22 protein-coding genes are annotated in these 23,175 nt (G+C 75.4%); 13 read left to right on the top strand and 9 right to left on the bottom strand.

What is annotated here, in order from left to right:
- Positions 1-22: 22 nt before the first annotated feature.
- Positions 23-2,392, top strand: coding sequence for an AAA family ATPase (locus tag AC0GKK_RS18070; RefSeq protein ID WP_489882169.1), 2,370 nt, complete (start codon positions 23-25; stop codon positions 2,390-2,392).
- A 77-nt stretch (positions 2,393-2,469) separates the two neighbouring features.
- Here AC0GKK_RS18070 and AC0GKK_RS18075 read toward each other — a convergent pair whose 3' ends face one another.
- Complete coding sequence (locus AC0GKK_RS18075; RefSeq protein WP_489882170.1) at positions 2,470-2,745, bottom strand: LytR C-terminal domain-containing protein; 276 nt, start codon at positions 2,743-2,745, stop codon at positions 2,470-2,472.
- A 435-nt stretch (positions 2,746-3,180) separates the two neighbouring features.
- A complete protein-coding gene (locus tag AC0GKK_RS18080) occupies positions 3,181-3,498 on the bottom strand; it encodes a DUF3263 domain-containing protein (protein ID WP_100878847.1) in 318 nt (105 codons plus the stop codon).
- A gap of 204 nt (positions 3,499-3,702) precedes the next feature.
- Here AC0GKK_RS18080 and AC0GKK_RS18085 point away from each other — a divergent pair, with 204 nt between their 5' ends.
- Entirely contained in the window at positions 3,703-4,284 is a 582-nt protein-coding gene (locus AC0GKK_RS18085) for a peptide deformylase (protein WP_489882171.1), read from the top strand.
- 106 nt (positions 4,285-4,390) lie between these two features.
- On the top strand, positions 4,391-4,657 hold the full coding sequence (locus AC0GKK_RS18090; RefSeq protein ID WP_489882172.1) for a hypothetical protein: 267 nt from the start codon (positions 4,391-4,393) through the stop codon (positions 4,655-4,657).
- A gap of 11 nt (positions 4,658-4,668) precedes the next feature.
- Here AC0GKK_RS18090 and AC0GKK_RS18095 read toward each other — a convergent pair whose 3' ends face one another.
- Positions 4,669-5,274 carry a response regulator transcription factor gene (locus AC0GKK_RS18095; protein WP_251783011.1) on the bottom strand — a complete coding sequence of 202 codons (606 nt, stop codon included), beginning with the start codon at positions 5,272-5,274 and terminating at the stop codon, positions 4,669-4,671.
- 35 nt (positions 5,275-5,309) lie between these two features.
- Entirely contained in the window at positions 5,310-6,464 is a 1,155-nt protein-coding gene (locus AC0GKK_RS18100; RefSeq protein ID WP_489882173.1) for a sensor histidine kinase, read from the bottom strand.
- Positions 6,465-6,585: 121 nt separating this feature from the next.
- On the opposite strand from AC0GKK_RS18100, the gene AC0GKK_RS18105 reads away from it, so the two are divergent.
- Positions 6,586-7,398, top strand: a complete 813-nt coding sequence (locus AC0GKK_RS18105; protein WP_226367756.1) for an ABC transporter ATP-binding protein — start codon at positions 6,586-6,588, stop codon at positions 7,396-7,398.
- On the top strand, positions 7,395-9,509 hold the full coding sequence (locus AC0GKK_RS18110) for an FtsX-like permease family protein (RefSeq protein ID WP_489882174.1): 2,115 nt from the start codon (positions 7,395-7,397) through the stop codon (positions 9,507-9,509). The genes AC0GKK_RS18105 and AC0GKK_RS18110 overlap by 4 nt, the downstream gene beginning before the upstream one ends.
- 47 nt (positions 9,510-9,556) lie before the next feature.
- Here the strand turns inward: AC0GKK_RS18110 and AC0GKK_RS18115 are convergent, their stop codons facing one another.
- Positions 9,557-9,988, bottom strand: a complete 432-nt coding sequence (locus tag AC0GKK_RS18115) for a nitroreductase family deazaflavin-dependent oxidoreductase (RefSeq protein ID WP_251782921.1) — start codon at positions 9,986-9,988, stop codon at positions 9,557-9,559.
- 199 nt (positions 9,989-10,187) lie between these two features.
- Here AC0GKK_RS18115 and thiC point away from each other — a divergent pair, with 199 nt between their 5' ends.
- The 5 genes from thiC (at position 10,188) to AC0GKK_RS18140 (ending at position 16,693) form a co-directional block, all read left to right on the top strand.
- Positions 10,188-11,825: a phosphomethylpyrimidine synthase ThiC gene (gene thiC, locus AC0GKK_RS18120; protein ID WP_251782920.1), complete on the top strand. Its 1,638-nt coding sequence runs from the start codon at positions 10,188-10,190 to the stop codon at positions 11,823-11,825.
- 195 nt (positions 11,826-12,020) lie between these two features.
- Entirely contained in the window at positions 12,021-12,872 is an 852-nt protein-coding gene (gene thiD / locus AC0GKK_RS18125; RefSeq protein WP_489882175.1) for a bifunctional hydroxymethylpyrimidine kinase/phosphomethylpyrimidine kinase, read from the top strand.
- Positions 12,873-13,062: 190 nt separating this feature from the next.
- Entirely contained in the window at positions 13,063-15,333 is a 2,271-nt protein-coding gene (locus AC0GKK_RS18130) for a xanthine dehydrogenase family protein molybdopterin-binding subunit (RefSeq protein ID WP_489882176.1), read from the top strand.
- On the top strand, positions 15,330-15,878 hold the full coding sequence (locus tag AC0GKK_RS18135) for a (2Fe-2S)-binding protein (RefSeq protein WP_073576649.1): 549 nt from the start codon (positions 15,330-15,332) through the stop codon (positions 15,876-15,878). Before AC0GKK_RS18130 ends, AC0GKK_RS18135 begins: the two co-directional genes overlap by 4 nt.
- Entirely contained in the window at positions 15,875-16,693 is an 819-nt protein-coding gene (locus AC0GKK_RS18140) for an FAD binding domain-containing protein (protein WP_482638461.1), read from the top strand. The genes AC0GKK_RS18135 and AC0GKK_RS18140 overlap by 4 nt, the downstream gene beginning before the upstream one ends.
- 51 nt (positions 16,694-16,744) lie before the next feature.
- Here AC0GKK_RS18140 and AC0GKK_RS18145 read toward each other — a convergent pair whose 3' ends face one another.
- Positions 16,745-17,431 (bottom strand): response regulator, encoded by a 687-nt coding sequence (locus AC0GKK_RS18145; RefSeq protein ID WP_489882177.1) that lies wholly within the window; start codon positions 17,429-17,431, stop codon positions 16,745-16,747.
- The gene (locus tag AC0GKK_RS18150; protein WP_489882178.1) at positions 17,428-18,768 is read right to left on the bottom strand and encodes a sensor histidine kinase; all 1,341 of its coding nucleotides are present in this window, start codon (positions 18,766-18,768) and stop codon (positions 17,428-17,430) included. Before AC0GKK_RS18150 ends, AC0GKK_RS18145 begins: the two co-directional genes overlap by 4 nt.
- A gap of 110 nt (positions 18,769-18,878) precedes the next feature.
- Here AC0GKK_RS18150 and AC0GKK_RS18155 point away from each other — a divergent pair, with 110 nt between their 5' ends.
- Together AC0GKK_RS18155 and AC0GKK_RS18160 are read left to right on the top strand one after the other, a co-directional pair.
- Positions 18,879-19,478, top strand: a complete 600-nt coding sequence (locus AC0GKK_RS18155) for a hypothetical protein (RefSeq protein ID WP_489882179.1) — start codon at positions 18,879-18,881, stop codon at positions 19,476-19,478.
- Positions 19,468-20,604, top strand: a complete 1,137-nt coding sequence (locus AC0GKK_RS18160) for a DUF418 domain-containing protein (RefSeq protein ID WP_489882180.1) — start codon at positions 19,468-19,470, stop codon at positions 20,602-20,604. The genes AC0GKK_RS18155 and AC0GKK_RS18160 overlap by 11 nt, the downstream gene beginning before the upstream one ends.
- Here the strand turns inward: AC0GKK_RS18160 and mftM are convergent.
- Positions 20,558-21,268 carry a mycofactocin oligosaccharide methyltransferase MftM gene (gene mftM, locus AC0GKK_RS18165; protein WP_073576643.1) on the bottom strand — a complete coding sequence of 237 codons (711 nt, stop codon included), beginning with the start codon at positions 21,266-21,268 and terminating at the stop codon, positions 20,558-20,560. The two genes, AC0GKK_RS18160 and mftM, sit on opposite strands and share 47 nt — an antisense overlap.
- A gap of 128 nt (positions 21,269-21,396) precedes the next feature.
- Positions 21,397-21,957 (bottom strand): hypothetical protein, encoded by a 561-nt coding sequence (locus AC0GKK_RS18170; protein ID WP_482638459.1) that lies wholly within the window; start codon positions 21,955-21,957, stop codon positions 21,397-21,399.
- A gap of 177 nt (positions 21,958-22,134) precedes the next feature.
- Here AC0GKK_RS18170 and AC0GKK_RS18175 point away from each other — a divergent pair, with 177 nt between their 5' ends.
- Complete coding sequence (locus AC0GKK_RS18175; protein ID WP_251782914.1) at positions 22,135-23,130, top strand: zinc-binding alcohol dehydrogenase family protein; 996 nt, start codon at positions 22,135-22,137, stop codon at positions 23,128-23,130.
- Positions 23,131-23,175 lie beyond the last annotated feature (45 nt).

Raw genomic sequence — 23,175 nt, forward strand, 5'->3', positions numbered from 1 at the left:
CCGATCCCCCGGAGGACCTCCCGTGCTGGAGCTCGTCGCCCGACTGGCCCCCGCGGCCGCCGACGCCCGCCGCGGCGTCGTCCGGCTGCACCCCGAGGTGCTCGCCGCGCTCGGCCTGCGCTCCTGGGACGCGGTGACCCTCACCGGGGCCCGGGTCACCGCGGCGCTCGCCGTCGCCGGGGAGCGGGGCGATCCGCACGGTCAGGCCCGCTTCGACGACGTCACCCTGTCCAACGCCGGGCTGACCGACGGCGCGACCGTCGTCGTCGCGCCGGCGTCGGTCACCGCGGCCCGCGAGGTGCGCCTGGTCGGGTCCGCGCTGACCACCGCGACGGTCGCCCCGGCGACACTGCGGCTCGCCCTGACGGGCAAGGTCCTGGTCCGCGGCGACGCCGTGTCCCTGCTCCCGCAGGACATCGCCCCGGCGGCCGGGGCCGACGTCCGCTCGGTGCGCCGTGCGCTGGCCGCGGCCGTCGGCGGGACGTGGACCTCGGAGCTGCTGACCGTCGCGCTCGCCGACCCGGCGGGGCCGGTCACGGTGACGCCGTCGACGGTCGTGGGCTGGCAGGGCGGCCGCGACACCGGCGACCCCGCCCCGGCCGCAGCCGGCGCGCTCCGCATCCCCGGTTCCGGCGTCCCCGGGAACGGCGGCCCGGCCCTCGCGGGACCGGCGGCGCCCGGGCCCGGTGTCCCCGGCCCGGGCGGGGCCGGGCGCGGCTCCACCGCCCCCTCCGCCGTGCGGGCCGCGGGAGCCGCGTCAGCCCCGGCCGGGGCCGACGCGCCGGCCGGATCCGCCGAGCCCGTGCTGCCGCTGGAGGACCTCGCCGCGAACGAGGCCGTCGCCCGCCGCCTGCTGGACTGGTTCGAGCTGATGTTCCGCCGCCCGGAGCTGCTGACCCGGCTCGGCGGCGACGCCCGGCTCGGCGTGCTCGTCTCGGGGCCGGAGGGCGCGGGCAAGGCGACACTGGTCCGCAGCGCGGCCGCGGCGGCGGGCGCCCGGTGCGTCGAGCTCGTGGCCCCGGCGGTCGCCGCCGTCGAGCCGGCCGCCGCGGCCGAGCGGGTCCGGGCGGCGATCTCGCAGGCCCGCACCGGCGGGACCGGCACGGGCGCACCCGCGGTGCTGCTCGTACACGATGCGCACGCCCTGCTCCCCGCCACCGATCCGCCGCCGCTGGCCACGCTGGTGCTCGACGAGCTGCGCGCGGCGACCGCGCCGGGCGGGCCCGCGCTCGTCGTCACCAGTGCCGAGCCGGAGGCCCTGGACCCGCGGCTGCGGGCGCCGGACCTGGTCGACCGCGAGCTGTCGGTCGGTCTGCCCGACGCCGCGACCCGGCGTGCGCTGCTGGAGCGGCTGCTGGCCGACGTACCCCGGGCCGACGACGTCGACCTGGGCGCGGTCGCCGCCCGCACACCGGGGTTCGTCGTCGCCGACCTCGCGGCGGTCCGGCGGGAGGCCGCGGTGGGCGCGGCGCTGCGCGGCACCGGCTCCGACCCCACCGAGCAGGTCCGTCAGTCCGACCTGCTCGACGCCGTCGGCTCGGTCCGCCCGATCTCGCTGTCCGGTGGCGGCACGCTGGGCAGCGGCGGCCTCACCCTCGACGACGTCGGTGACATGACCGAGGTCAAGGCGGCCCTCACCGAGGCCGTGCTGTGGCCGCTGCGCCACCCGGACTCGTTCGCCCGGCTCGGGGTCGACGCCCCGCGCGGGGTGCTGCTCTACGGCCCGCCGGGTGGTGGCAAGACGTTCCTGCTGCGTGCGCTCGCCGGCTCCGGTGACCTCAACGTGTTCGCGGTGAAGGGCGCCGAGCTGCTCGACAAGTACGTCGGCGAGTCCGAGCGCGCGGTCCGCGAGCTGTTCCGCCGGGCGGCCGAGGCCGCCCCCGCACTGATCTTCCTCGACGAGGTCGACGCGCTCGCCCCGCGCCGCGGCGGCTCCACCGACGCCGGGGTGGCCGACCGCGTCGTCGCCGCGCTGCTGACCGAGCTGGACGGCGCGACACCGCTGCGCGAGGTCGTCGTGGTCGGGGCGACGAACCGGCCCGAGCTGATCGACCCCGCGATGCTGCGGCCGGGCCGGCTGGAGCGGCTGGTGTTCGTGCCGCCGCCGGACGCCGCCGCGCGGGCGGACATCCTGCGCGCGGCGGGCCGCGACGTGCCGCTGGCCGACGACGTGGACCTCGACGCGCTCGCGTCCGAACTGGACGGTTACTCGGCCGCGGACTGCGCGGCGCTGCTGCGCGAGTCCGCGCTGACCGCGATGCGCGAGTCCCTCGACGCGGGCGAGGTGACCGCCGCGCACCTGGCGACGGCGCGCCGCACGGTGCGGGCGTCGCTGGACCCGGCGCAGGTCGCCGAGCTGGAGGCCTACGCCCGTCGCCGCAGCGACGGCTGAGTCCGGCACACGGACGGCCCCGGAACGCCGACGGCCCCGGACGCGGAGGCGTCCGGGGCCGTCGTGCGTGTGGAACGTCAGGCGGCGGAGAAGTCCCGCGTCACGATCACGATGACGCCGGGCGTCGCGTCCTGAATGCCGTCGAAGCGGGGCTCGGAACGGATACCGAACTTCTTCGCGATCTCCTCGGCGGCGGCCTTCTCGCCGGTGCCCTGCCGGTAGTAGACGGTCGTGGTCGGGATGACGCCCTGGGAGTAGTTCTGCACCTGGGACACGGTCCAGCCGTTGGTGCGGAACTCCCCGGCCGCCTTCTCGGCGAGACCGCGGATGGTCGAGTTGTTGTAGATCCGCACGACCGGGCGGGCCGCGACGGCGGACCCCTCACCGGCTGCGGAACCGGAGCCGCCCTGGCCCGCGGAGCCGGAGCCCGCGGCGGGCGGCGCGGCGACGGCCGGGCCCGCGCCGTCGTACCCGGGGAGCCCGGCGTGCCGGGCGCTCCGGGGGTGAACGGCGAGGTCTCCCCGGGGGTGCCCGGGGCGGGGGTGCCACCGGTGCCGGGCGTGGCGCCGTCGCCGGTGCCGTCCCCCGGAGCGGGGGCCGGCACCGGGGCCGGCTCGGCCGACGCCGACGGGGGCGCGGCCTGGTTGCCGCCGTCCTCACCGCCGCCGGTGAGGCCGATCAGGCCGACGACAGCGGCGACCACACCGACGCCGATCAGCGCGATACCGGCGATCTTCAGCGGTGACTGCCCGCCGGACGCGGGTGCGGTCATCGTGACCTCCTGGCTGTCAGGGCTCGAGGCCGAGGCGACGGGCGGCGCGGGTGCGCTGCCTGCTGGAACGCAGCCGGCGCAGACGCTTGACCAGCAGCGGGTCCACCGCCAGCGCCTCGGGCTTGTCGACCAGGGCGTTCAGCACCTGGTAGTAGCGGGTGGCCGACATGTCGAAGAGCTCGCGGATCGCCTGTTCCTTGGCGCCCGCGTACTTCCACCACTGGGCCTCGAACGCGAGGATCTCGCGTTCGCGACGGTCGAGCTCGCGGGGGGACGCGGCAGCGGTGCGCCGGTGCGCTCCGCGGCGTTCCGGCAGGGACCCGGCGGACTCCATCACGCTCCTCGAGCGGACGACGATCTCGTGCTGCGGCGGCCCCGCCCGGGCGCCGCGACGACGAACGACACGTCTGTCATTCGCGGTGCGGATTCAACCACAGGGGACCGACGGTCCCGGGCTGCGACGCGCCTGGAGGGCGGGTCGGACGACACCGAAACCGCCCGGCCGGGTCACGCCCGGCGGCGACCGTAGGCTGCTCCGGTGACGGTTCTGCGCATCCGCATGGTCGGCGACCCCGTGCTCCACACCCCCACCCGCCCCGTCGGCACGGTCGACGACACGATCCGGACGCTGGTCGAGGACATGTTCGAGACGATGGCCGCGGCGAACGGCGTCGGGCTCGCGGCCAACCAGGTGGGAGTGGACCTGCGGCTGTTCGTCTTCGACTGCCCCGACGAGGGGACGCGCACGATGCGGCGCGGTGTCGTGGTCGACCCGGTGCTGGAGACCGACGGGATCCCGGAGGTCATGCCCGACCCGGACGACGACCAGGAGGGCTGCCTGTCGGTGCCCGGCGAGAACTTCGCGACCGGCCGGGCGGCGTGGGCCCGGGTCACCGGCACCGATCTCGACGGTGCGCCGGTCTCCTACGAGGGGCGCGGGTTCTTCGCCCGGTGCCTGCAGCACGAGACCGACCACCTCGATGGTCACCTGTACCTGGACCGGCTGATGGGCCGCCACCGGCGCGCGGCGAAGAAGATGCTCAAGCGCAACGGCTGGGGCTCGCCGTCGGACTCGTGGGACCCGTCGGCCGTCGAGGCCGAGGACGTCCCCCGGGGATGACCCCGGGTCCGACCCCGGGAGTCATACCCCGGTACTAGGGGTCGGCCCGGGAGACCGGCCCCGCGGCCGATGTGGCGGGGCGCCCCCGGCGGGCACCGTGGTCCCCATGCTGCTCTCGATCCTCGCCGTCGCCCCCGTCCTCGCGGTGCTGCTGGTCATGGCCGCGCAGCCGCTGTTCGAGCTGTGGGACGCCCACGCCTCCGACCACGACCGCGCCCGCTCCGCCGGTGCCGTGCTCGACACCGACGTCCCCGCGCTGCCGGTCGCGCCGGCCGCCTACCCGGAGGCGCTCGGCGACGTCGCCGCATCGCTGCGGATCCCCGCGCCGCGCGGCCCGCTCGCCCCGGTCGGCCGGAGCGCGGCCCGGGCCTGAGGGGTCCGGCCCTACTCGACCAGCCGGTTCTCCCAGGCCCACGCCGCGATCTCCACCCGGTTGCGGGCGTCCAGCTTGGACCCGATGTTGGCGATGTGGGTCTTCACCGTGGACAGCGAGACGAACAGGTCCCCGGCGATCTCGGAGTTCGTCCGGCCCCGGGCGACCGCCTTCACCACCTCCAGCTCGCGCGGTGACAGCGCGGCGTGGACCTCGGCACGGGCCGGCTCCGGCTCGGTCAGCCGCTCCAGCAGCCGCACGGTGACCGACGGCGACACCAGGGCGTCGCCCGCCGCGGCGGCCCGGACCGCCTCGACGAGCAGCCGCGGGCCTGCCGTCTTCAGCAGGAACCCGCAGGCCCCCGAGCGCAGCGCGCCGTAGACGTACTCGTCGAGGTCGAAGGTCGTCACCACCACGATCCGCGGGGGGAACGGGTCCGCGGTCAGCGCGCGGGTCGCGGCGATCCCGTCCATCCCCGGCATCCGGACGTCCATGAGCACGACGTCCGGGCGCAGCTCGCGGGCCATGGCGACGGCGTCGGTGCCGGTCGCGGCCTCGCCGACGACCTCGATGCCGTCCTCGGCGGAGAGGATCAGCCCGAAGCCGGTGCGCACCATCTCCTGGTCGTCGGCGAGCAGGACGCGGATCGCGGTCACCGGCCCGCCCCGGCGGGCACCTCGGCGACGACGATCCACCGGCCGGGCCCGTCCGGCCCGGCGTGCAGCGAGCCGTCGAGGGCCTCCACCCGCTCACGCATCCCGGCCAGCCCGAACCCGCCCGGGTCGCGCAGCGGGTTCTCGGTCCCGGTCCCGTCGTTGTGCACCACGGTCACCAGTCTCCCGGCCTGCAGGTGCACGCCGACCGACACCGTCGTCGCGCCGGGGGCGTGCCGGTGCACGTTGGTCAGGGCCTCGCGCACCACCCGGAACGCGGTCGCCGCGACCGCGGGCCCGAGCACGGCGGTCCGTACCTCGGGGGCGATCTCCAGCCGGGTGCGGGTCCGCTCGGGGTCGAACCGCGCGACGACGTCCTCGACGTCGGCGACGTCGTGGCCGGGGGCGCGGTCGGCGCCGCCGTCGGCACCGGCGCGCAGCACCCCGACCATGCGGCGCATCCCGTCGAGGGCCTCGGCGCCGGCCCGCTCGATGGACTCCAGCGCCCGGCCGGCCTCCTCCGGGCGGCTCCCCGCGACGACGACCCCGGCCTGCGCGGCCACCACGATCGCGGTCACGTGGTGGGCGACGGTGTCGTGCAGCTCGCGGGCCAGCTCCAGGCGCTCGTCGTTGCGGGCCTGGGCGAGCCGGGCCGAGCGGCGCTGCCACAGCTCGCGCGCCGCGGTCGCGACGACCATCGTCCCGGCCCAGCCGACCACGGTCAGGCTGGCGAACACCTCGCGGTCGATGTCCGGCACGCGCAGCAGCGGCATGCCCACGATGAGGCACAGCGACACCACCGCCGTCGCGAGCACGACCCGGACCGGTGCGGTCCGCACGACCGACACCGTGACCACGGCCAGCGCGAACAGCTCGGTCAGCGACACGAACGGGATCCCGCCGGTCACCAGCCCCGCGACCGAGCCGGCTGCGGACAGCCCGTAGGCGACCACCGCCACGGGGAGTGCCGTGCTGCCCGTCCGGTACCGGAGGAGCACCACGCCTGCCACGAGCAGGCCGTACACCGCTCCGCTCGGCACCCAGAAGCCCACGTAGTTCATCGCCAGGACGGCGTCGCACCCCGCCCAGAACAGGTAGGCGAGCAGCTCGAGCCCGGCCAGGAGCGGGCGGCCGCGGCGTGGTGCGGTGCTCATGGGACACACCGTAGGGCGGGCGGCGACCCTCCGACCTCGGTCGGAAGTACGACGACCCGGTCGGGCAACGCCCTACCACGGGCCGATGCCCCGGACCCCGTCGAGCGGCAGCCTCGTCGTCATGATCGAGGGGTTGAGGAATCCGGCCGACGTGCCGTCGCAGGTCGCCGCGGCGACGGTGAACCTGGTGCGCACCTACGGGCGGGGGCGCGCCACGGTCCGCGCGCTCGACGGCGTCACCCTGTGGCTGCCCGCGGGGCGGTTCACCGCGGTGATGGGCCCGAGCGGATCGGGCAAGTCGACACTGCTGCACTGCCTGGCCGGGCTGGACCGGCCCACGTCCGGGCAGGTGCTGCTGGGCGGGACCGACCTCGGGAGCCTCGACGACACCGCGCTGACCCGCGTCCGGCGCGACCGGATGGGCTTCGTCTTCCAGGACGGCAACCTGCTGCCGCACCTCACCGCGGGCGAGAACATCGACCTGGCCGCCTCCCTGGCCGGGCGCAGGCCGAACCACGCCTGGCGGGCCGAGCTCGTCGAACGGCTCGGCATCGCCGACCGGCTCACCCACCTGCCCTCGGAGCTGTCCGGCGGGCAGCGTCAGCGCGTCGCGGTGGCCAGGGCGCTGCTCGGCCGCCCGGAGATCGTCGTCGCCGACGAGCCGACCGGTGCGCTCGACACGCGTTCCGGGCGCGAACTGCTGGGTCTGCTGCGGGCCTGCGTCGACGACTACGGCCAGACCGTCGTCATGGTCACCCACGACCCGATCGCCGCCTCCGCGTCGGACCAGGTCCTGCTGCTGCGCGACGGCCGTGCCGCCGGCCGGTTGGACCGGCCCACCCCGGACCGGGTGCTGTCCGCGATGGGCGCGCTGACCGGCGCCGACGACCCCGCCCTGTCCGACGTCACGGCCACCGGGCCGGTGACCCGGTGAACCCCGCCACCCGCGCCGCGGTCGCCGGTGCCCGGCGCAGTCCGCGGCGGCTGCTGCTGACCGGGCTGGCCGTGCTGGTGGCGACGGTGTTCGCCGCCGGTGCGGTGCTGCTGACCGCGAGCCTGCGGGCCGACCTCGTCGGGAGCACGTCCTCGGTGCCCGCGGGCGCGACGTTCGCCGTGGAGACCGACACCTCTGCCGGGGCCGCCACCACGGAGCTGGAGGACCGGCTGCGCGCGGTGTCGGGCGTGACCGCGGTGTCGACCGCCCGGTCGGGGACGGCCGCCGTCGTCGCGGGCGGTGCGAGCGGCACCTGGCTGCTGAGCACCGACCCGATGACCGGGCCGCTGCAGGGGCTGGAGCCGGTGACGGCCGGTCGCCTGCCGTCCGGGCCGGGGGAGGCGCTGATCGGGGCGGGCACCGCGGAACGCACCGGGCTCGCCCCCGGCGCCACCGTCGGCCTCGGCGACCGCACGCTGACCGTCACCGGGGTGGTGCCGGTCCGGTCGGAGTACGGCGACGTGCTCGTCGTGCGCGACGACGACCCGGCCGCCGCCGGTCTGTCCGGCTTCCGGACCGCCGTCGCGGGGGACCCGGACCCGGCCGCGCTCGCCGCCGTCCCGGGCGTCACCGGGGTCCGGACCGCCGACGACCAGCGCACCGAGGACCTGGCGTCGGCCTCGGCGTCGGCGGACGCGCTGCTCGCCGGGCTGTCGGTGTTCGTCGGGCTGGCGCTGGTCGCCGCGGCCGTGGTGGTCGCCTCGACGTTCCGGATCGTCCTGGCCCGCCGTACCCGTGAGCTGGCGCTGCTGCGCTGCGTCGGCGCGGGCCGCGGGCAGGTGACGCGGTCGGTGCTGGTCGAGGCGGCGCTCACCGGGCTGGTCGCGGGGGTCGCCGGGGCGCTCGTGGCCGTCGCGGGCGGGTGGGCCGTCCTCGCGGCGGCGGGCGCGGCCGGGCTGGACGCCCCGGCGCTCGTGGTGCCGTGGGGGCGGCTCGCGGGGTGCGTACTGCCGGCGGTCCTCGTGACGGTGGCGGCCGCGCTGGCCCCGGCCCTCGCCGCCGGGCGGACCCCGCCGGTGGTGGCGCTCGGCGCGGCGGACGCGAGCGGGGCCCGTGCACCGCGGGCCCGGGTACGGCTGCCGCTCGCCGCGGTCGCGCTCGTCCTGGCCGTGGTCCTCGCCGTCGCCGGGGTGGGCATGGGGAGCCCGCTGGCGGGGACGGCGCTGGCCGCGCTGTCCGGGATGCTGGTGTTCGCGGCGCTCGTGGTGACCGGGCCGTTCGTGGTGTCCGGGGCGGCGGCGCTGGTGGCGCCGGTCGTCGCACGCTGGGCACCGGGCCGGATCGCGGTGGGCAACGCGCGGCGGATGTCGCGGCGCACCGCGGCGATGACGACGGTGCTGTCACTGGGCGTGGGCCTGACCGCGGCGCTGCTGGTGGCCGTGGCCGGCGCCTCGGCCGACGCGACGGCGTCGATCGAACGGAACTACCCTGCCGACGTCGTCGTGTTCGCCGGCGACGACGCCGAGGCCGCGACGCTCGTGGCCCGGCTCGACGCCGAGCCCGGGCTGACCGCGAGGGTGTCCGACGGCACGGTGCTCGTCGACCCGGCGCCGGGGGCCGACCCGGTCGCGGTGCGTACGGCGGTGGTGCGGGCCGCGGGCGAGGCGCCCGTCACGTTCACCGCGGAGCTGCGGGAGCAGACCGGGTCCGCGGTCGGGGCGGTCCGCGGGATCGGGCTGGGGCTGGTCGGGATCACGCTGCTCGTCGCCGTCGTGGGGGTCGGGGTGACCCTCGCGCTGTCGGTCAGCGAGCGGACCCGGGAGATCGCACTGCTGCGCACGCTCGGTCTGTCGCGGGCCGCGGCCCGGCGGGCGGTGGCGTTCGAGGCGGCACTCGCCGGTGCGGTCGCGGCGGTGCTCGGCGTCGTGCTGGGCGGTGTCTACGGCCTGCTGGCACTGCGGGCGACCGGCATCGGGTCGGTCACGGCGCTGCCGCTGGGCCAGCTCGGCGGGCTGGCCGCCGTGGTGGTCGCCGTCGCCGTGGTCGCCTCGGTGGGGCCGATGCGCCGCGCCGGACGGGTCGAGCCCGCGCACGGCGTCGCCACGGCCTGAGGGGCCGCCCGCGCGCCCGGTGCGGACCGGGAGCGCGGGCGCCGGGCTCAGCTCGCGGGCTCCAGCACGAACACCGGGATGATCCGGGAGGTCTTCTCCTGGTACTCGGCGTAGGGCGGGTAGGCGTCGACGGAGCGGTCCCACCACTCCTGGCGCTCGTCCCCGGTGACCTCGCGGGCGACGAAGGTGCCGGTCTGCGTGCCGTCCTGCACCTGGACCTGCGGGTTCGCGACGACGTTGTGGTACCAGGCCGGGTGCTCCGGGGTGCCGCCCTTGGACGCGATCATCGCGTACGAGCCGCCGTGCTCGACGCGCATCACCGGCACGTAGCGCTGCTTGCCGGACTTCGCGCCGGTCGTCGTGACCAGGATGATCGGACGGTCCATGACCGTGACGCCCTCGGTGGTGCCGTTCTCGAGGATCTTTTCGGTCTGCTCGCGGACCCAGTCGGTCGGGGAGAGCTCAGCGTTCTGCGTCATAACGGTGGAGAACCCGATACCTCCTGTGATCATTCCTCGCAGCCGGGTGAGGGGCTGGTGCGCGTCGCCGGACGGTGCCTACGGTGCGGGTGCACGACCAACTGAACACGCGGGAGCTCCGTCGCGCGGGGCTGAGAGGGCGACTCGCCGGTCGCCGACCGCAGAACCGGCCGGGTAATGCCGGCCAGGGAGGACTGTCATGACAACGGCACCAGTGCGCCCGCAGCAGGTCACCACCGGCCCGATCCAGGGGTCGGCCAAGGCCTGGATCCCCGGACCCGACGGCATCACCGTCCCGGTCCGGCGGATCCCGCTCTCCAACGGCGAGCACCACGACGTCTACGACACCTCCGGCCCGTACACCGACTCCGACGCGACCGTCGACCTGCACGCCGGGCTGCCCCGGCTGCGGGAGCCGTGGGTCGGGTCGCGGGAGCCGGGGACCCAGATGTCCTGGGCGCGGGCCGGGATCGTCACCCCCGAGATGGCCTACATCGCCGTCCGCGAGCGGTGCGACGCGGAGCTCGTCCGCGCCGAGGTCGCCCGCGGCCGGGCCGTGATCCCGGCCAACCGCAACCACCCCGAGTGCGAGCCGATGATCATCGGCAAGCGGTTCCTCACCAAGGTCAACGCCAACATCGGCAACTCCGCGGTGACCTCCTCGATCGCCGAGGAGGTGGAGAAGATGGTGTGGGCGACGCGGTGGGGTGCCGACACCGTGATGGACCTGTCGACGGGCCGGGACATCCACGAGACCCGCGAGTGGATCCTGCGCAACTCGCCGGTCCCCATCGGCACCGTCCCGATCTACCAGGCCCTGGAGAAGGTGAACGGTGACCCGGCCGCCCTGAGCTGGGAGGTCTACCGCGACACCGTGCTCGAGCAGTGCGAGCAGGGCGTGGACTACATGACCGTGCACGCCGGCGTGCTGCTGCGCCACGTGCCGCTCACCGCGAAGCGGGTCACCGGGATCGTCTCCCGCGGCGGGTCGATCATGGCCGCGTGGTGCCTGGCGCACCACGCCGAGTCGTTCCTCTACACCCACTTCGACGAGCTGTGCGAGATCCTGCGCCGCTACGACGTCACGTTCTCCCTCGGCGACGGCCTGCGCCCCGGCTCGATCGCCGACGCGAACGACGAGGCCCAGCTCGCCGAGCTCGCCACCCTCGGCGAGCTGACGAGGATCGCCCGCGGCCACGACGTGCAGGTCATGATCGAGGGTCCCGGCCACGTCCCGATGGACAAGATCGTCGAGAACGTGCGGCTGGAGGAGGAGTGGTGCGACGAGGCGCCGTTCTACACCCTCGGCCCGCTGGCCACCGACATCGCGCCCGGCTACGACCACATCACCTCCGCGATCGGCGCAGCCCGCATCGCCGAGGCCGGGACCGCGATGCTCTGCTACGTCACGCCCAAGGAGCACCTGGGACTGCCGAACCGCGACGACGTCAAGGTCGGGGTGATCAGCTACAAGATCGCCGCGCACGCCGCGGACCTGGCCAAGGGCCACCCGCACGCCCAGGCCCGCGACGACGCGCTCTCGCAGGCCCGGTTCGAGTTCCGCTGGCGTGACCAGTTCGCGCTCTCGCTCGACCCGGACACCGCGACCGCCTACCACGACGAGACGTTGCCGGCCGAGCCCGCGAAGACGGCGCACTTCTGCTCGATGTGCGGGCCGAAGTTCTGCTCGATGAAGATCACCCAGGACGTCCGGGACTACGCCGAGGCGCACGGGCTGACCAGTGTGGAGGCGATCGAGGCCGGGATGGCGGAGAAGTCCGGGGAGTTCCGGGACGAGGGCGGCCGGGTGTACCTGCCGATCTCCGCCACGGACTGAGGCCCGGACCGGGACGTGCACCGCCGGGGCCGCGGGGATCCCACCCGCGGCCCCGGCACCGTCTACCGTCGTCGGCGACCACGCACGACGCGGGAGCTCGCGGAGCAGGCGGGCTGAGAGGGCGGCCGGGTCCCACCGGACCGGCGTCGCCGACCGCGTACCGGCCGGGTAATGCCGGCCAGGGAGGACACGTCCATGGAACCCACCGTCGGCACCACACCCCCGCGGGTCATGACGATCGCCGGGACCGACTCCGGCGGCGGCGCGGGCATCGCCGCGGACCTGCGCACCTTCGCCGCCTGCGGGGTGCACGGCTGCCTCGCCGTCTGCGCGGTGACCGTGCAGAACTCGGTGGGCGTCACCGGCGTGCACACGATCCCGGTCGACACGATCGCCGGGCAGATCTCCACGGTCGCCTCCGACATCGGGCTGCAGGCCGCGAAGACCGGGATGCTCGCGAACGCCGAGATCATCGAGGCCGTCGCGCGGGCCTGCGACGGATGCGGCATCGGCGCCGGTCTGGCCACGCCGTTCGTCGTCGACCCGGTCGCGGCCTCGATGCACGGGGACCCGCTGCTGGCCGCCGAGGCGCTGGACGCCTACCGGCACACGCTGTTCCCGCGGGCCACGCTGGTCACCCCGAACCTCGACGAGATCCGGCTGCTCGTCGAGCACGACGTCCACGACCGCGCGGGCCAGTACGCCGCGGCGAAGGCGCTGCACGCGCTCGGCCCGCGCGCGGTCCTGGTGAAGGGCGGCCACCTCGCCGAGGACACCGACGGCTGCCTGGACCTGCTCTACGACGGCGAGACCGCCGTCGAGCTGCCCGGCCCGCGCTTCGACACCGGCCACACCCACGGCGGCGGGGACTCCCTGGCCGCCGCGATCGCGTCCGGGCTCGCCCGCGGGATGGAGCTGGAGGCGGCGGTCCGGTTCGGGAAGCGCTACATCGTCGAGGCGGTCCGCCAGGCCTACCCACTGGGCGCCGGGCACGGCCCGGTCTCGGCGCTGTGGGCCGTACGGCCGTGGTGGGACGAACGCGACTGACCCTCGCCGGTCCTTGGATACGAGATGGATGCGATCTCAACAGGTCCGAGGTCGGGGCCGACCGGCCCCCGGCGTGCCGCAGATGCGGTGATCAGCCCGCGCGTCGCTCCGCGAAGGGTGCCCTGACCTGGGGATCGGGCGCTGTGGTCTGCATCGCACAGGCCGGTCGAGATGTATACGCTCGCGTCCGATGAGCATCTTGGGCACCCGCGTCGTCCGCACCGAGGATCCGGTCTTCCTCACGCGCGGCGCGACCTACACCGACGACCTGACCGAGGAGCGGCTGACCGGGGCGTTGCACCTGACGCTCGTCCGCTCCCCGCTCGCCCACGCGACGATCACCTCGATCGACACCTCGGCGGCGCTCGCGTCGCCCGGCGTCGTCGCCGTCGTCACCGGGGCCGACCTCGACATCACACCGGCGCTGCTGTTCCCGGGCGCGAACAAGGCCATGACCCGCCCGTTCCTCGCGACCGACCGCGTGCGGTTCGTCGGCGAGCCGGTCGCCGCGGTCCTCACCGAGGAGTTCTACCAGGGTGAGGACGCGGCCGAGCTGGTCGACATCGAGTACGAGCCCCTGGACGTGGTGATCGACCCGCTGGCCGCCGCCCGCGACGAGACGCTGCTGTTCCCGGAGGCCGGGACCAACACCGCGGCCGCCTACGGGCACGACGAGGAGCAGGACGCCTCGTTCTTCGACGGCTGCGAGGTCGTCGTCACCCGGGACCTGGTGAACCAGCGCCTGGCCGCGGCCCCGCTGGAGACCCGCGCCGCGAGCGCCTTCTGGGAGGGCGACCGCGTCACCGTCTACATGTCCAACCAGAACGCCCAGGGCGGCCGCGACGAGATCGCCGGCTGGCTGGGTCTGGACAAGGAGAAGGTGCGGGTCGTCCTGCCGGACGTCGGCGGCGGCTTCGGCGCGAAGATCGGGTCCGACCCCGAGTTCGCCCTCGTCGCGTGGCTCGCCCGGCAGCAGGGCCGTCCGGTCCGCTGGAACGAGTCCCGCTCCGAGAACATGACCGGCATGGTGCAGGGCCGCGCCCAGCGCCAGACCGTCACGATCGGCGGCACCCGCGCGGGCAAGGTCACCCACTACCGGCTCGACGTCGTGCAGGACCTCGGCGCCTACCCGCGCCTGGGCACCTTCCTGCCGATGTTCACGCGGATGATGGCGCCCGGCACCTACGACATCGAGCACGTCGACTCCCGCGCGAAGGCCGTCGTCACCAACACGACTTCGGTCGCCGCCTACCGCGGCGCCGGCCGCCCCGAGGCGACCGCCGCGATCGAGCGTGCGATGGACCTGTTCGCGGCCGAGATCGGCAAGGACCCGGCCGAGGTCCGCAAGCTCAACGTCGTCGCCCCGGACCGGTTCCCGTTCCAGACCAAGGGCGGGGTGGAGTACGACTCCGGCGAGTACGCCAAGGCGATCGACCTCGCCCTGGAGAACGCCGGCTACGACCGGCTGCGCGCCGAGCAGAAGGCTCGCCGCGAGTCCGGCGACGCCCGCCAGATCGGCATCGGCGTGTCCTCCTACGTCGAGATCACCGGTGGTGGCGCGTTCGCCGAGGACGCCTCGGTCGAGGTGCACCCGGACGGCTCGGTGACCGTGCTGACCGGCACCTCCCCGCACGGCCAGGGGCACGCGACGGCGTGGGCGATGCTCGCGTCCGACCAGCTCGGCGTCCCGATCGAGAAGATCACCGTCAAGCACGGCGACACCGACCTCGTCCCGCGCGGCGGCGGCACCATGGGGTCGCGGTCGCTGCAGACCGGCGGGGTCGCGGTGCACCAGGCCTCGGCCGAGCTGATCGACCTGGCCAAGCAGCGCGCGGCCGACCTGCTCGAGGCGAGCGTCGAGGACCTGGAGCTCGACCCGGCGAACGCCGCGATCACCGTCAAGGGCGTCCCCGGCGCGAAGTCGGTGACGCTGGCGGAGCTGGCCGCCGCCGAGCAGCTCAAGGTCGACACCACCTGGGACGGTAAGAAGCCGACCTTCCCGTTCGGCGCGCACGTCTGCGTCGTCGAGGTCGACACCGAGTCCGGCAAGGTGACGGTCGAGAAGATCATCGCCGTCGACGACGCGGGCCCCATCCTCAACCCGCTGCTCTGCGACGGGCAGCGGCACGGCGGGATCGCCCAGGGCATCGCGCAGGCGCTGCTCGAGGAGGTCATGTACGACGAGGAGGGCCAGCCGCTCACCGGGACCTTCGCCGACTACGGCATCCCGTCGGCGGCCGAGCTGCCCAGCTTCGACCTGGTCGAGATGACGACCCCGACGCCGGTCAACCCGATGGGCTACAAGGGCATCGGCGAGGCCGGGACGATCGGCTCCACCCCCGCCACCCAGAGCGCGGTCATCGACGCCCTGTCCCACCTCGGCGTCACGCACATCGACATGCCCCTGACCCCGATGCGGGTCTGGGAAGCCATCAACGCTGCCCAGGAGGCGTCCGAGTGAAGGTCGAGATCACCGTCAACGGTGAGCCCACCAGCGCCGACGTGGAGCCCCGCCAGCTGCTCGCGCACTACCTGCGGGAGACCGTCGGGCTGAAGGCCACCAACATCGGCTGCGACACCACGTCCTGCGGTGCGTGCACCGTGCTGCTCGACGGTGACGCGGTCAAGTCGTGCACCGTGCTGTCGGTGCAGGCCGACCAGCAGTCGGTCACCACCATGGAGGGGCTCGACGGCGCGTCCGAGGGCCGCCCCGAGCACCCGGTCACCGCGGCGTTCCGGTCCGAGCACGGGCTGCAGTGCGGCTTCTGCACCCCGGGCATGGTCATGTCCGCGGTGTCGTTGATCAGCCACGACGACGACCTGGACGAGCGGAAGGTCCGTGAGGGCCTGGAGGGCAACCTCTGCCGCTGCACCGGTTACCACAACATCGTGCGCGCCGTGCTCGTCGCCGCGGGCAAGGACCCGGACGCCGCGCAGAAGGCCGAGGCCGAGTCCGACGCGCTGCGCACCGCGCCCGCCTTCTCCCGTGGGGAGGCCGGCGCATGATCCCCCTCGCGTTCGACTACGCCCGCCCCGACACCCTCGACGACGCCATCGCGCTGCTCGCCGAGAAGGGCGAGGACGCCAGCGTCCTGGCCGGCGGCCACTCCCTGATCCCGGTCATGAAGGTGCGCCTCGGCGCGCCGGAGTTCCTGATCGACATCGGCCGGCTGCCGGAGCTGAGCTACATCCGCGTCGAGGGCGACGAGCTCGCCGTCGGTGCGGCGACCAAGCACCGCGACGTGGTCGACTCGGCCGAGGTCGCGAAGGAGGTCCCGCTGCTCGGGGCCGTCGCCCGCACCGTCGGCGACCCGCAGATCCGGGCCCGGGGCACGCTGGGCGGCACCGTCGCCCACGCCGACCCGGCCGCGGACCTGCCCGCCGCGCTGCTCGCGCTGGACGCCACCGTCGTCCTGCAGGGGCCGCGCGGGAAGCGGACCGTGCCGATCGGCGAGTTCTACACCGGCGTGTTCACCACGGTCCGCGAGCCCGACGAGCTGATCGTCGAGATCCGGATCCCGCGCTGCGGGGACAAGGGCTGGGCGTACGAGAAGTTCACCCGTCGCAGCAACGACTGGGCGATCGTCGCCGTCGCCGTGTCCGACGACCGCATCGGCCTGGTCAACATGGGGTCGACGTCGTTGCGGGCGACCGCGACGGAGCAGGCGCTGAAGGACGGGAAGTCGGTCGCCGAGGCGGCCGCGCTGGCCGCCGAGGGTGCCGAGCCGCCTGCCGACACCCACGGGTCGGTCGCCTACCGCACCCACCTGGTGCAGGTGCTGACCCGCCGCGCCCTGGAGACCGCGCACGGCGCGCGCTGACCCGCGCACCCGCGGCCCGCGTCCCTCCCCGGGGCGCGGGCCGTGGTCGTGTCAGGGCCCGGGACGGACCAGCCCCGCCTCCTGGGCGGCGATCGCGGCCTGGGTGCGGGAGCGCAGGCCCAGCTTCGCGAGGACGCGCGAGACGTGCGTCTTCGTCGTCCCCTCCGAGATCATCAGCTCCGCGGACAGCTCCGCGTTCGAGAGCCCGCGGCCCAGCCCGGCGAGCACGTCGGTCTCGCGTGCGGTGAGCCTCTCCAGCCCCGGCACCGACGACGGCCGCGGCGCCCCCGCGTAGCGGCGGATCACCCGCCGGGTCACCTCCGGCGCCAGCACGCCCTCGCCGCGGGCGACGGCCCGGACCCCGTCGGTGAGCCGGGCCGCGTCGACCGACTTGAGCAGGAACCCGCCGGCACCCGCCGCGAGCGCGCCGTCGACGAGCTCGTCGAGGTCGAAAGTGGTCAGGACCAGGACCTGCGTGGCCCCTGCCGCGGTGCCGGCGGCGCCCGTTCCGGTGGGCCTGCTCCCGGTGATCCGCCGGGTGGCCTCGATGCCGTCGATGCCGGGCATCCGGATGTCCATCAGCACCACGTCGGGCCGGTGCTCGGCGGCGGCCCGCACCGCGGCGAGCCCGTCGGCGACCTCGGCGACGACGTCGATGTCCGGTGCCGAGCCGAGGATCAGCACCAGCCCGGTGCGGACGGCCTCCTGGTCGTCGGCGACGACCACCCGGATGGTCACCGCCCCACCTCCTCGCCGGTGCCGGTGCCGGTGCGGATGTCCGGGGTCGGGTCCGGGGCCGGTGCCGGGCCCAGGGGCAGGTCGGCCCGGACCAGCCAGCCGTCGTGGTCGGGGCCCGCGTGCAGGGTGCCGCCGACGGCCCGGGCGCGCTCGCGCAGCCCGTCGAGCCCGGTGCCGCCGTGCAGCCCCGGGCCCGCCGCGGGACGCCGGCCGGGGCCGTTGCGCACCTCGACGAGCAGCCGGCTCGTCGAGTGGCACACCACGGACCCGGACGGGGCCGGGCCGCGTGCCTGGTGTGCCACTCGGCGCGGGGTGCCGGCGGTGCCGTGGGTGACGGCGAGGTGCACCGTCGCGTCCGAGCCGGGCGCGTGCTTCGCCGCGTTGGTCAGCGACTCCTGCACGATCCGGTACCCGGCGAGGTCGACCGGGGCGGGCAGCGGGGCCGCACCGCGACCGTCGTCGAGGGCGGGGGACAGGCCGGCGGCGCGGGCCTCGTCGAGCAGGGTGTCGACCTCGGACAGCCGGGCGGGCGCCCCGGGCGGGTCGGTGGTGTCGCCGTCGCGCAGCAGCCCGATCATCGTGCGCATCTCCCCGAGCGCGGCGACGCCGGAGGACCGCACCGTCCCCAGCACCCGCCGGACCAGCGCGGGGTCGGCGCCGGGCTGCAGTGCCGCCTCGGACTGCAGCGCGATCGCCGACAGCCGCCCGGCGACGACGTCGTGCAGGTCGCGGGCCATCCGGGCACGTTCCGCGGCGACGGCGGCGTCCCGCTCCCGGGCCGCCGTCCGCTCCGCCGCGACGGCCCGTTCCCCCTCGACGGCCGCCAGGTCCCGGAACCGGCGCACCTCCAGCCCCCAGACCAGCGGGAGCCCGACCACCAGCGTCAGGTTGAGCACGGCGTAGGTGCCGGTGCGGGTGCCCGCCACGAGCAGCGCGGCGACACCGAGGACGGTGGCGACCCCACCGGCGGCGACGGCCACCGCCCGCGCGGTGCGCCGTGGCGGGAACACCACGGCGCAGTAGAGCAGGTCGGTGAACACGAGCACCGTCCCGATCTCGGTGCGGCCGCCCAGGACGGGGCCCGCGACCAGGGCCGCCGTGCCGACCAGCAGGCCGGCGGGCACCGCGATCCGGCGCACCGCCGACGCGGCGCAGCCCAGCCCCATGACCAGCAGCGACGCCGTCGTCGCCCCGGTGTCCGCGCCCCACCAGGTGATCCCCGCGTCGGGCAGCGCCCAGATCAGCAGCAGCCCGACCACGAACCACACCACGCCGGTACCGGCGTCCCGCAGCACCGAGGGTGCGCCGCCGTCGCGGTTCACCAGGTACGTGATCACACCCCATCCCAGCACGCCCGGCGCCCGCGCGGCGTCCGTCGAAGGTGGTACGCGCGGATCGGTCGCACGCCGGACGCGTCACCGCGGCCGGGTCGGCACGATCACCGGCCATGGGGGAGTCCTTGTTCGCCGAGCCGCTGCTGTGGCTGATCGTCGGTGCCGAGATCGGGTTCTGGGTGTTCCTGCTGGCCGGGCTGGGGGCGCGCTACGTGCTGCGCCGCCGGGGCCTGGGGGCGGTGCTGCTGCTGGGGGTGCCGCTGATGGACCTCGTGCTGGTCACCGCCTCGACGGTGGACCTCGCGACCGGCGGCGCACCGTCGCGGGTGCACGGGCTGGCCGCGCTCTACCTCGGGATCACCGTCGCGTTCGGGCACTCGCTGGTGCGGTGGGCCGACGTCCGGGGCGCCCACCGCTTCGCGGGCGGCCCGGCACCGGTGCGCCCGCCCCGGGGCGGGGTCGCCCGGACGCGGTACGAGTGGCGCGAGTACGGCAAGGTCGTCGCCGCCTGGGTGGTCACAGCGGCGGTGCTGGTCCTGCTGTCGGTGGCCGGCGGCCGCACGTTCCCGGCGCCGGGCGCCTGGCCGGAGGACCCGATGTGGTCCTGGCTCGCGACGGCGTCGCTGGCCGCCGGGATCTGGTTCGTCGTGGGGCCGCTGTGGGCGACCGTCTTCCCCGGCAGCGGGGACCGGGAGCGCACCGGTGTCCGGTGACCGCCTCGCCGCCCCGGACGTGCTCCGTGGCCTCGCGATCGCCGGGACCTTCGCGACGAACGTCTGGGTGTTCGCCGACCCGCGCGGGCCGGGCGCGGTGTTCGCCGGGTTCGCCGGGGGCTGGTGGCTCGACACCGCGCTCCGCGCCGTCGCGAACGGGAAGTTCCTCGCGCTGCTCACGCTGCTGTTCGGGATCGGGATGGAGCTGCAGTACCGCTCGGCGGTGCGCCGCGGCCTGCGGTGGCCGGGCCGCCACCTCGCCCGCGCCGCGATCCTGTTCACCGAGGGACTGCTGCACTACGTGCTGGTCTTCGAGTTCGACGTGCTGATGGGCTACGCGACCGCCTCGGTGCTCGTCGCGTGGCTGGTGGGGCGGTCGGCGCGGGTGCGGGTGGCGGCCGCCTGCGTCGCCGGGGCGGTCACGGTGCTGCTGGTGGGCGGTGCGACCGTCGCGACGGCCGGGAGCACCGGCGCAGACGTGCCGCTCCCGCCGTACCCGGCGACCTGGACCGGGCAGGTGGCCGCACGGCTGGCCGACCCGCTGCTGTACCGGGTCGAGCTGGCGCTGATCGTCCCGTCGGCGGTGGTGCTGTTCCTGGCCGGGTCCGCGCTGCTGCGCGCCGGGCTGTTCGACGCCGGTGCGACCACCCTGCGCCGACGGATGATCGGCACCGGGGTGGCCGGCGCGCTGCTCACGGTGCTCACCACGCTGGGCGGTGACCCGTGGTTCCTCGTCGAGCGCTACCTGGTCGCCCCGCTGGTCGCGCTGGGGCTGCTCGGCCTGGTCCCGGAGGTCCTGGCCCGGCTGCGCGGCCCGGCCGGTCCGGTGCGGTGCGGGCTCATCGCGCTCGGCCGGACCGCGATGAGCTGCTACGTCGGCCAGAACGTCGTGGCCGCGGTGCTGTTCGGCGCCTGGGGGCTCGGCGTGGCCGGGGGGCTCGCCGGTGTCGCGGCGCCGCTGCGGACCGGGGCGGTGGTCGGGATGTGGGTCCTCGTCGTCGCCGGGTCGGCCGCGGCGGCGGGGTGGTGGCTGCGCCGCCACGACCGCGGGCCGCTGGAGGCACTCACCCAGGCCCTGCTCAGAGGTCGATCACCAGCCAGCCGCCGTGGTGCTCGGACACCGTGAACGGATGGCCGGTGCGCTCCCCGATCCGGGTCAGGACGCGCTCGTCGAAGACCCGGACGTGACCCCAGGCGGGGTTCGGCTCGTTCTCGAACGGGACGGCGACGACCACCCGTCGCCGGGCCAGGCGCAGCATCTCGACGACGACCTCGTCGCCGTCGGACTCGGACAGGTGCTCGACGAGGTGCACGGCGAACACGGTGTCCGCGCAGCCGTCGGGCAGGGCGACGGCACGCGCGTCGGCGACGTGGGTCTCGACGTCGGCGCCGAGCTGCGGCGCCATCCGGGTCAGCAGCTCGACGGTGCCTCCGGTCAGGTCGGTGGCGGTGACGCGATGGCCGTCGCGGGCCAGCTGCAGCGACAGGAAGCCGAAGCAGCAGCCGAGCTCCAGCACCTCCTCGCCCAGCACGAGGGAGCGGGCGCGGGCGTGCACCGGCGCCATCTCGGCGTTGGTGCCGCCGGGCTCGGGCTCACCGGCCAGCGCGTCGAGGGTGTTGCGGTAGAAGGCGAGCCACGCGTCGTCCGGGAGGTCGGGGTCCTTCGCGGCGCTCGCGACGCAGGCGACGAACGCCTCCTCGAAACGCTCGGCCGGCAGGATCCCGGGCTGCACCAGGGTGCGGTCCAGCCAGCCGGCGAGGTCGTTGGAGAGCCGGTCGGTTCCGATCATGGATCGCTCCTGTGCGTGCGGGGGCCCGCTCCACGCTAGGCGGTCGCGGGCACGCCGCACCACGTCCGACGGCCGGGTCCCTCCCCGTCCGGACGGTGGGGGCGGGCTCCGGTGCCGGTCCGGGATGCTCAGGCGCCCTGGGCGGCGAGCAGCCGGGCCTTCAGCGCGGCGTCCTTGTTGACCGGGTCGTGGGCGCCGTCCGGGGTCGTCCCCGCAGCGACGGCGATCGCGTTCATGGTGCCGACCATCCGGCACAGGTGGGCGATGCGGCGCTCGTCGGCGTCGACGGGCGGGGCGCCGTCGAGCAGGGCCAGGGTGCGGTTCACCCAGATCACCTCGGCGTGCATCCCGGCCTCCTCGAGCACACCGCGCAGCCGCAGCCCGATCTCGCGGCGGGACAGCCCGTTCCAGCTCTCGAGGGTGCGGGCATCGAGCGGGAACAGCAGGTCCCGGTCGCGCAGGTGGATCAGCTCCAGGGCGTGCGCACGACCGTAGGCGCAGTACGTGCACCCGTTCACCAGGGAGATCGTGAGCCCGGCGAGGTGGGTGCGTACGGGGCCCAGCACGCGCAGGGTGACCAGGAAGCGCGGGAAGTTGGCCGCGAACCAGCGCAGCGCGGGCCCGCTGCCCATCATGGTGACCATCGCCGGGATCACCCCCGGCGTGTAGCCCCACAGCGCGGTGCACACGCGACCGACGATCCGGAGGACCGCTCCGCCACCGTCCGACATCCGGCCCTCCTTCCCGAAGGGGACGCCCGATCGTACTCCGGGCCGCCCCTGCGGCGGCACGAAATCGGCCGATCGGCCCAGCGGGGGGCATCGGTGCGTCGGGCGGCGGCCCGGTGGGGCGGATAGTGTCCGGTCATGGCTTCCGTACCCGCCGTCGTGGCGCCCCGACCGCTGCCCGTCGACGACCCCGAGTGCCTCGTCGACGCCGAGATCGAGGTCGGTGCGCCCGGCCCGCACGACCTGCTCGTCGACGTCCGCGCCGTCTCGGTGAACCCGGTGGACGGCAAGGTCCGCTCGTCGTTCGACGCGGCCGACGGGCCGAAGGTCCTCGGCTTCGACGCCGCGGGCGTCGTCGTCGAGGTGGGCGACCGGGTGCAGGGGTACGCCCCCGGCGACGAGGTCTACTACGCCGGCGCGATCGACCGGCCCGGCAGCAACGCCCACCGCCAGCTCGTCGACTCCCGCATCGTCGGGCGCAAGCCGTCGACCCTGGACTTCGCCGCCGCGGCCGCGCTGCCGCTGACCTCGATCACCGCGTGGGAGTGCCTGCACGACCACCTGCGCGTCACCGCCGACACCACCGGGACGCTGCTCGTCGTGTCCGCCGCGGGCGGGGTCGGGTCGATGGTCCTGCAGCTCGGCCGGCGCACCGGGCTGACGCTGGTCGGCACCGCCTCCCGCACGGAGTCCGCGGACTGGGCGCGGCAGATGGGTGCGCACGCGGTCGCCGACCACCACGACCTCGTCGGCACGGTGCGCGAGGTCGCCCCGGACGGCGTGCAGTACGTGTTCTCGCCGGTGTCGGCGGGCAACGTCGAGGCCTACGCGGAGCTGATGACCCCGCGCGGGATCGTCGTCGCCATCGACGAGCCGGAGGGCCTGGACACGCTCCCGCTGAAGACGAAGTCGCAGGCCTGGCACTGGGAGCTGATGTTCACCCGGCCGCTGTCGGAACCGGGCTCGACGGTGCAGCGGGAGATCCTGGACGAGGTGTCCCGGCTCGTGGACGCCGGGGAGCTGCGGACCACCGAGACGCGGCGCCTGCAGGGGCTGACCGCGGCGTCGCTGCGGGAGGCGCACCGGCTCATCGAGTCCGGCGGCACCGTCGGGAAGATCGTCGTCGAGCGGTAGGTGGACCCCGGTGGGTGGCCCCGGCGCGGACACCGGCACCACCCA

The organism is Pseudonocardia sp. P-1, assembly GCF_058111925.1.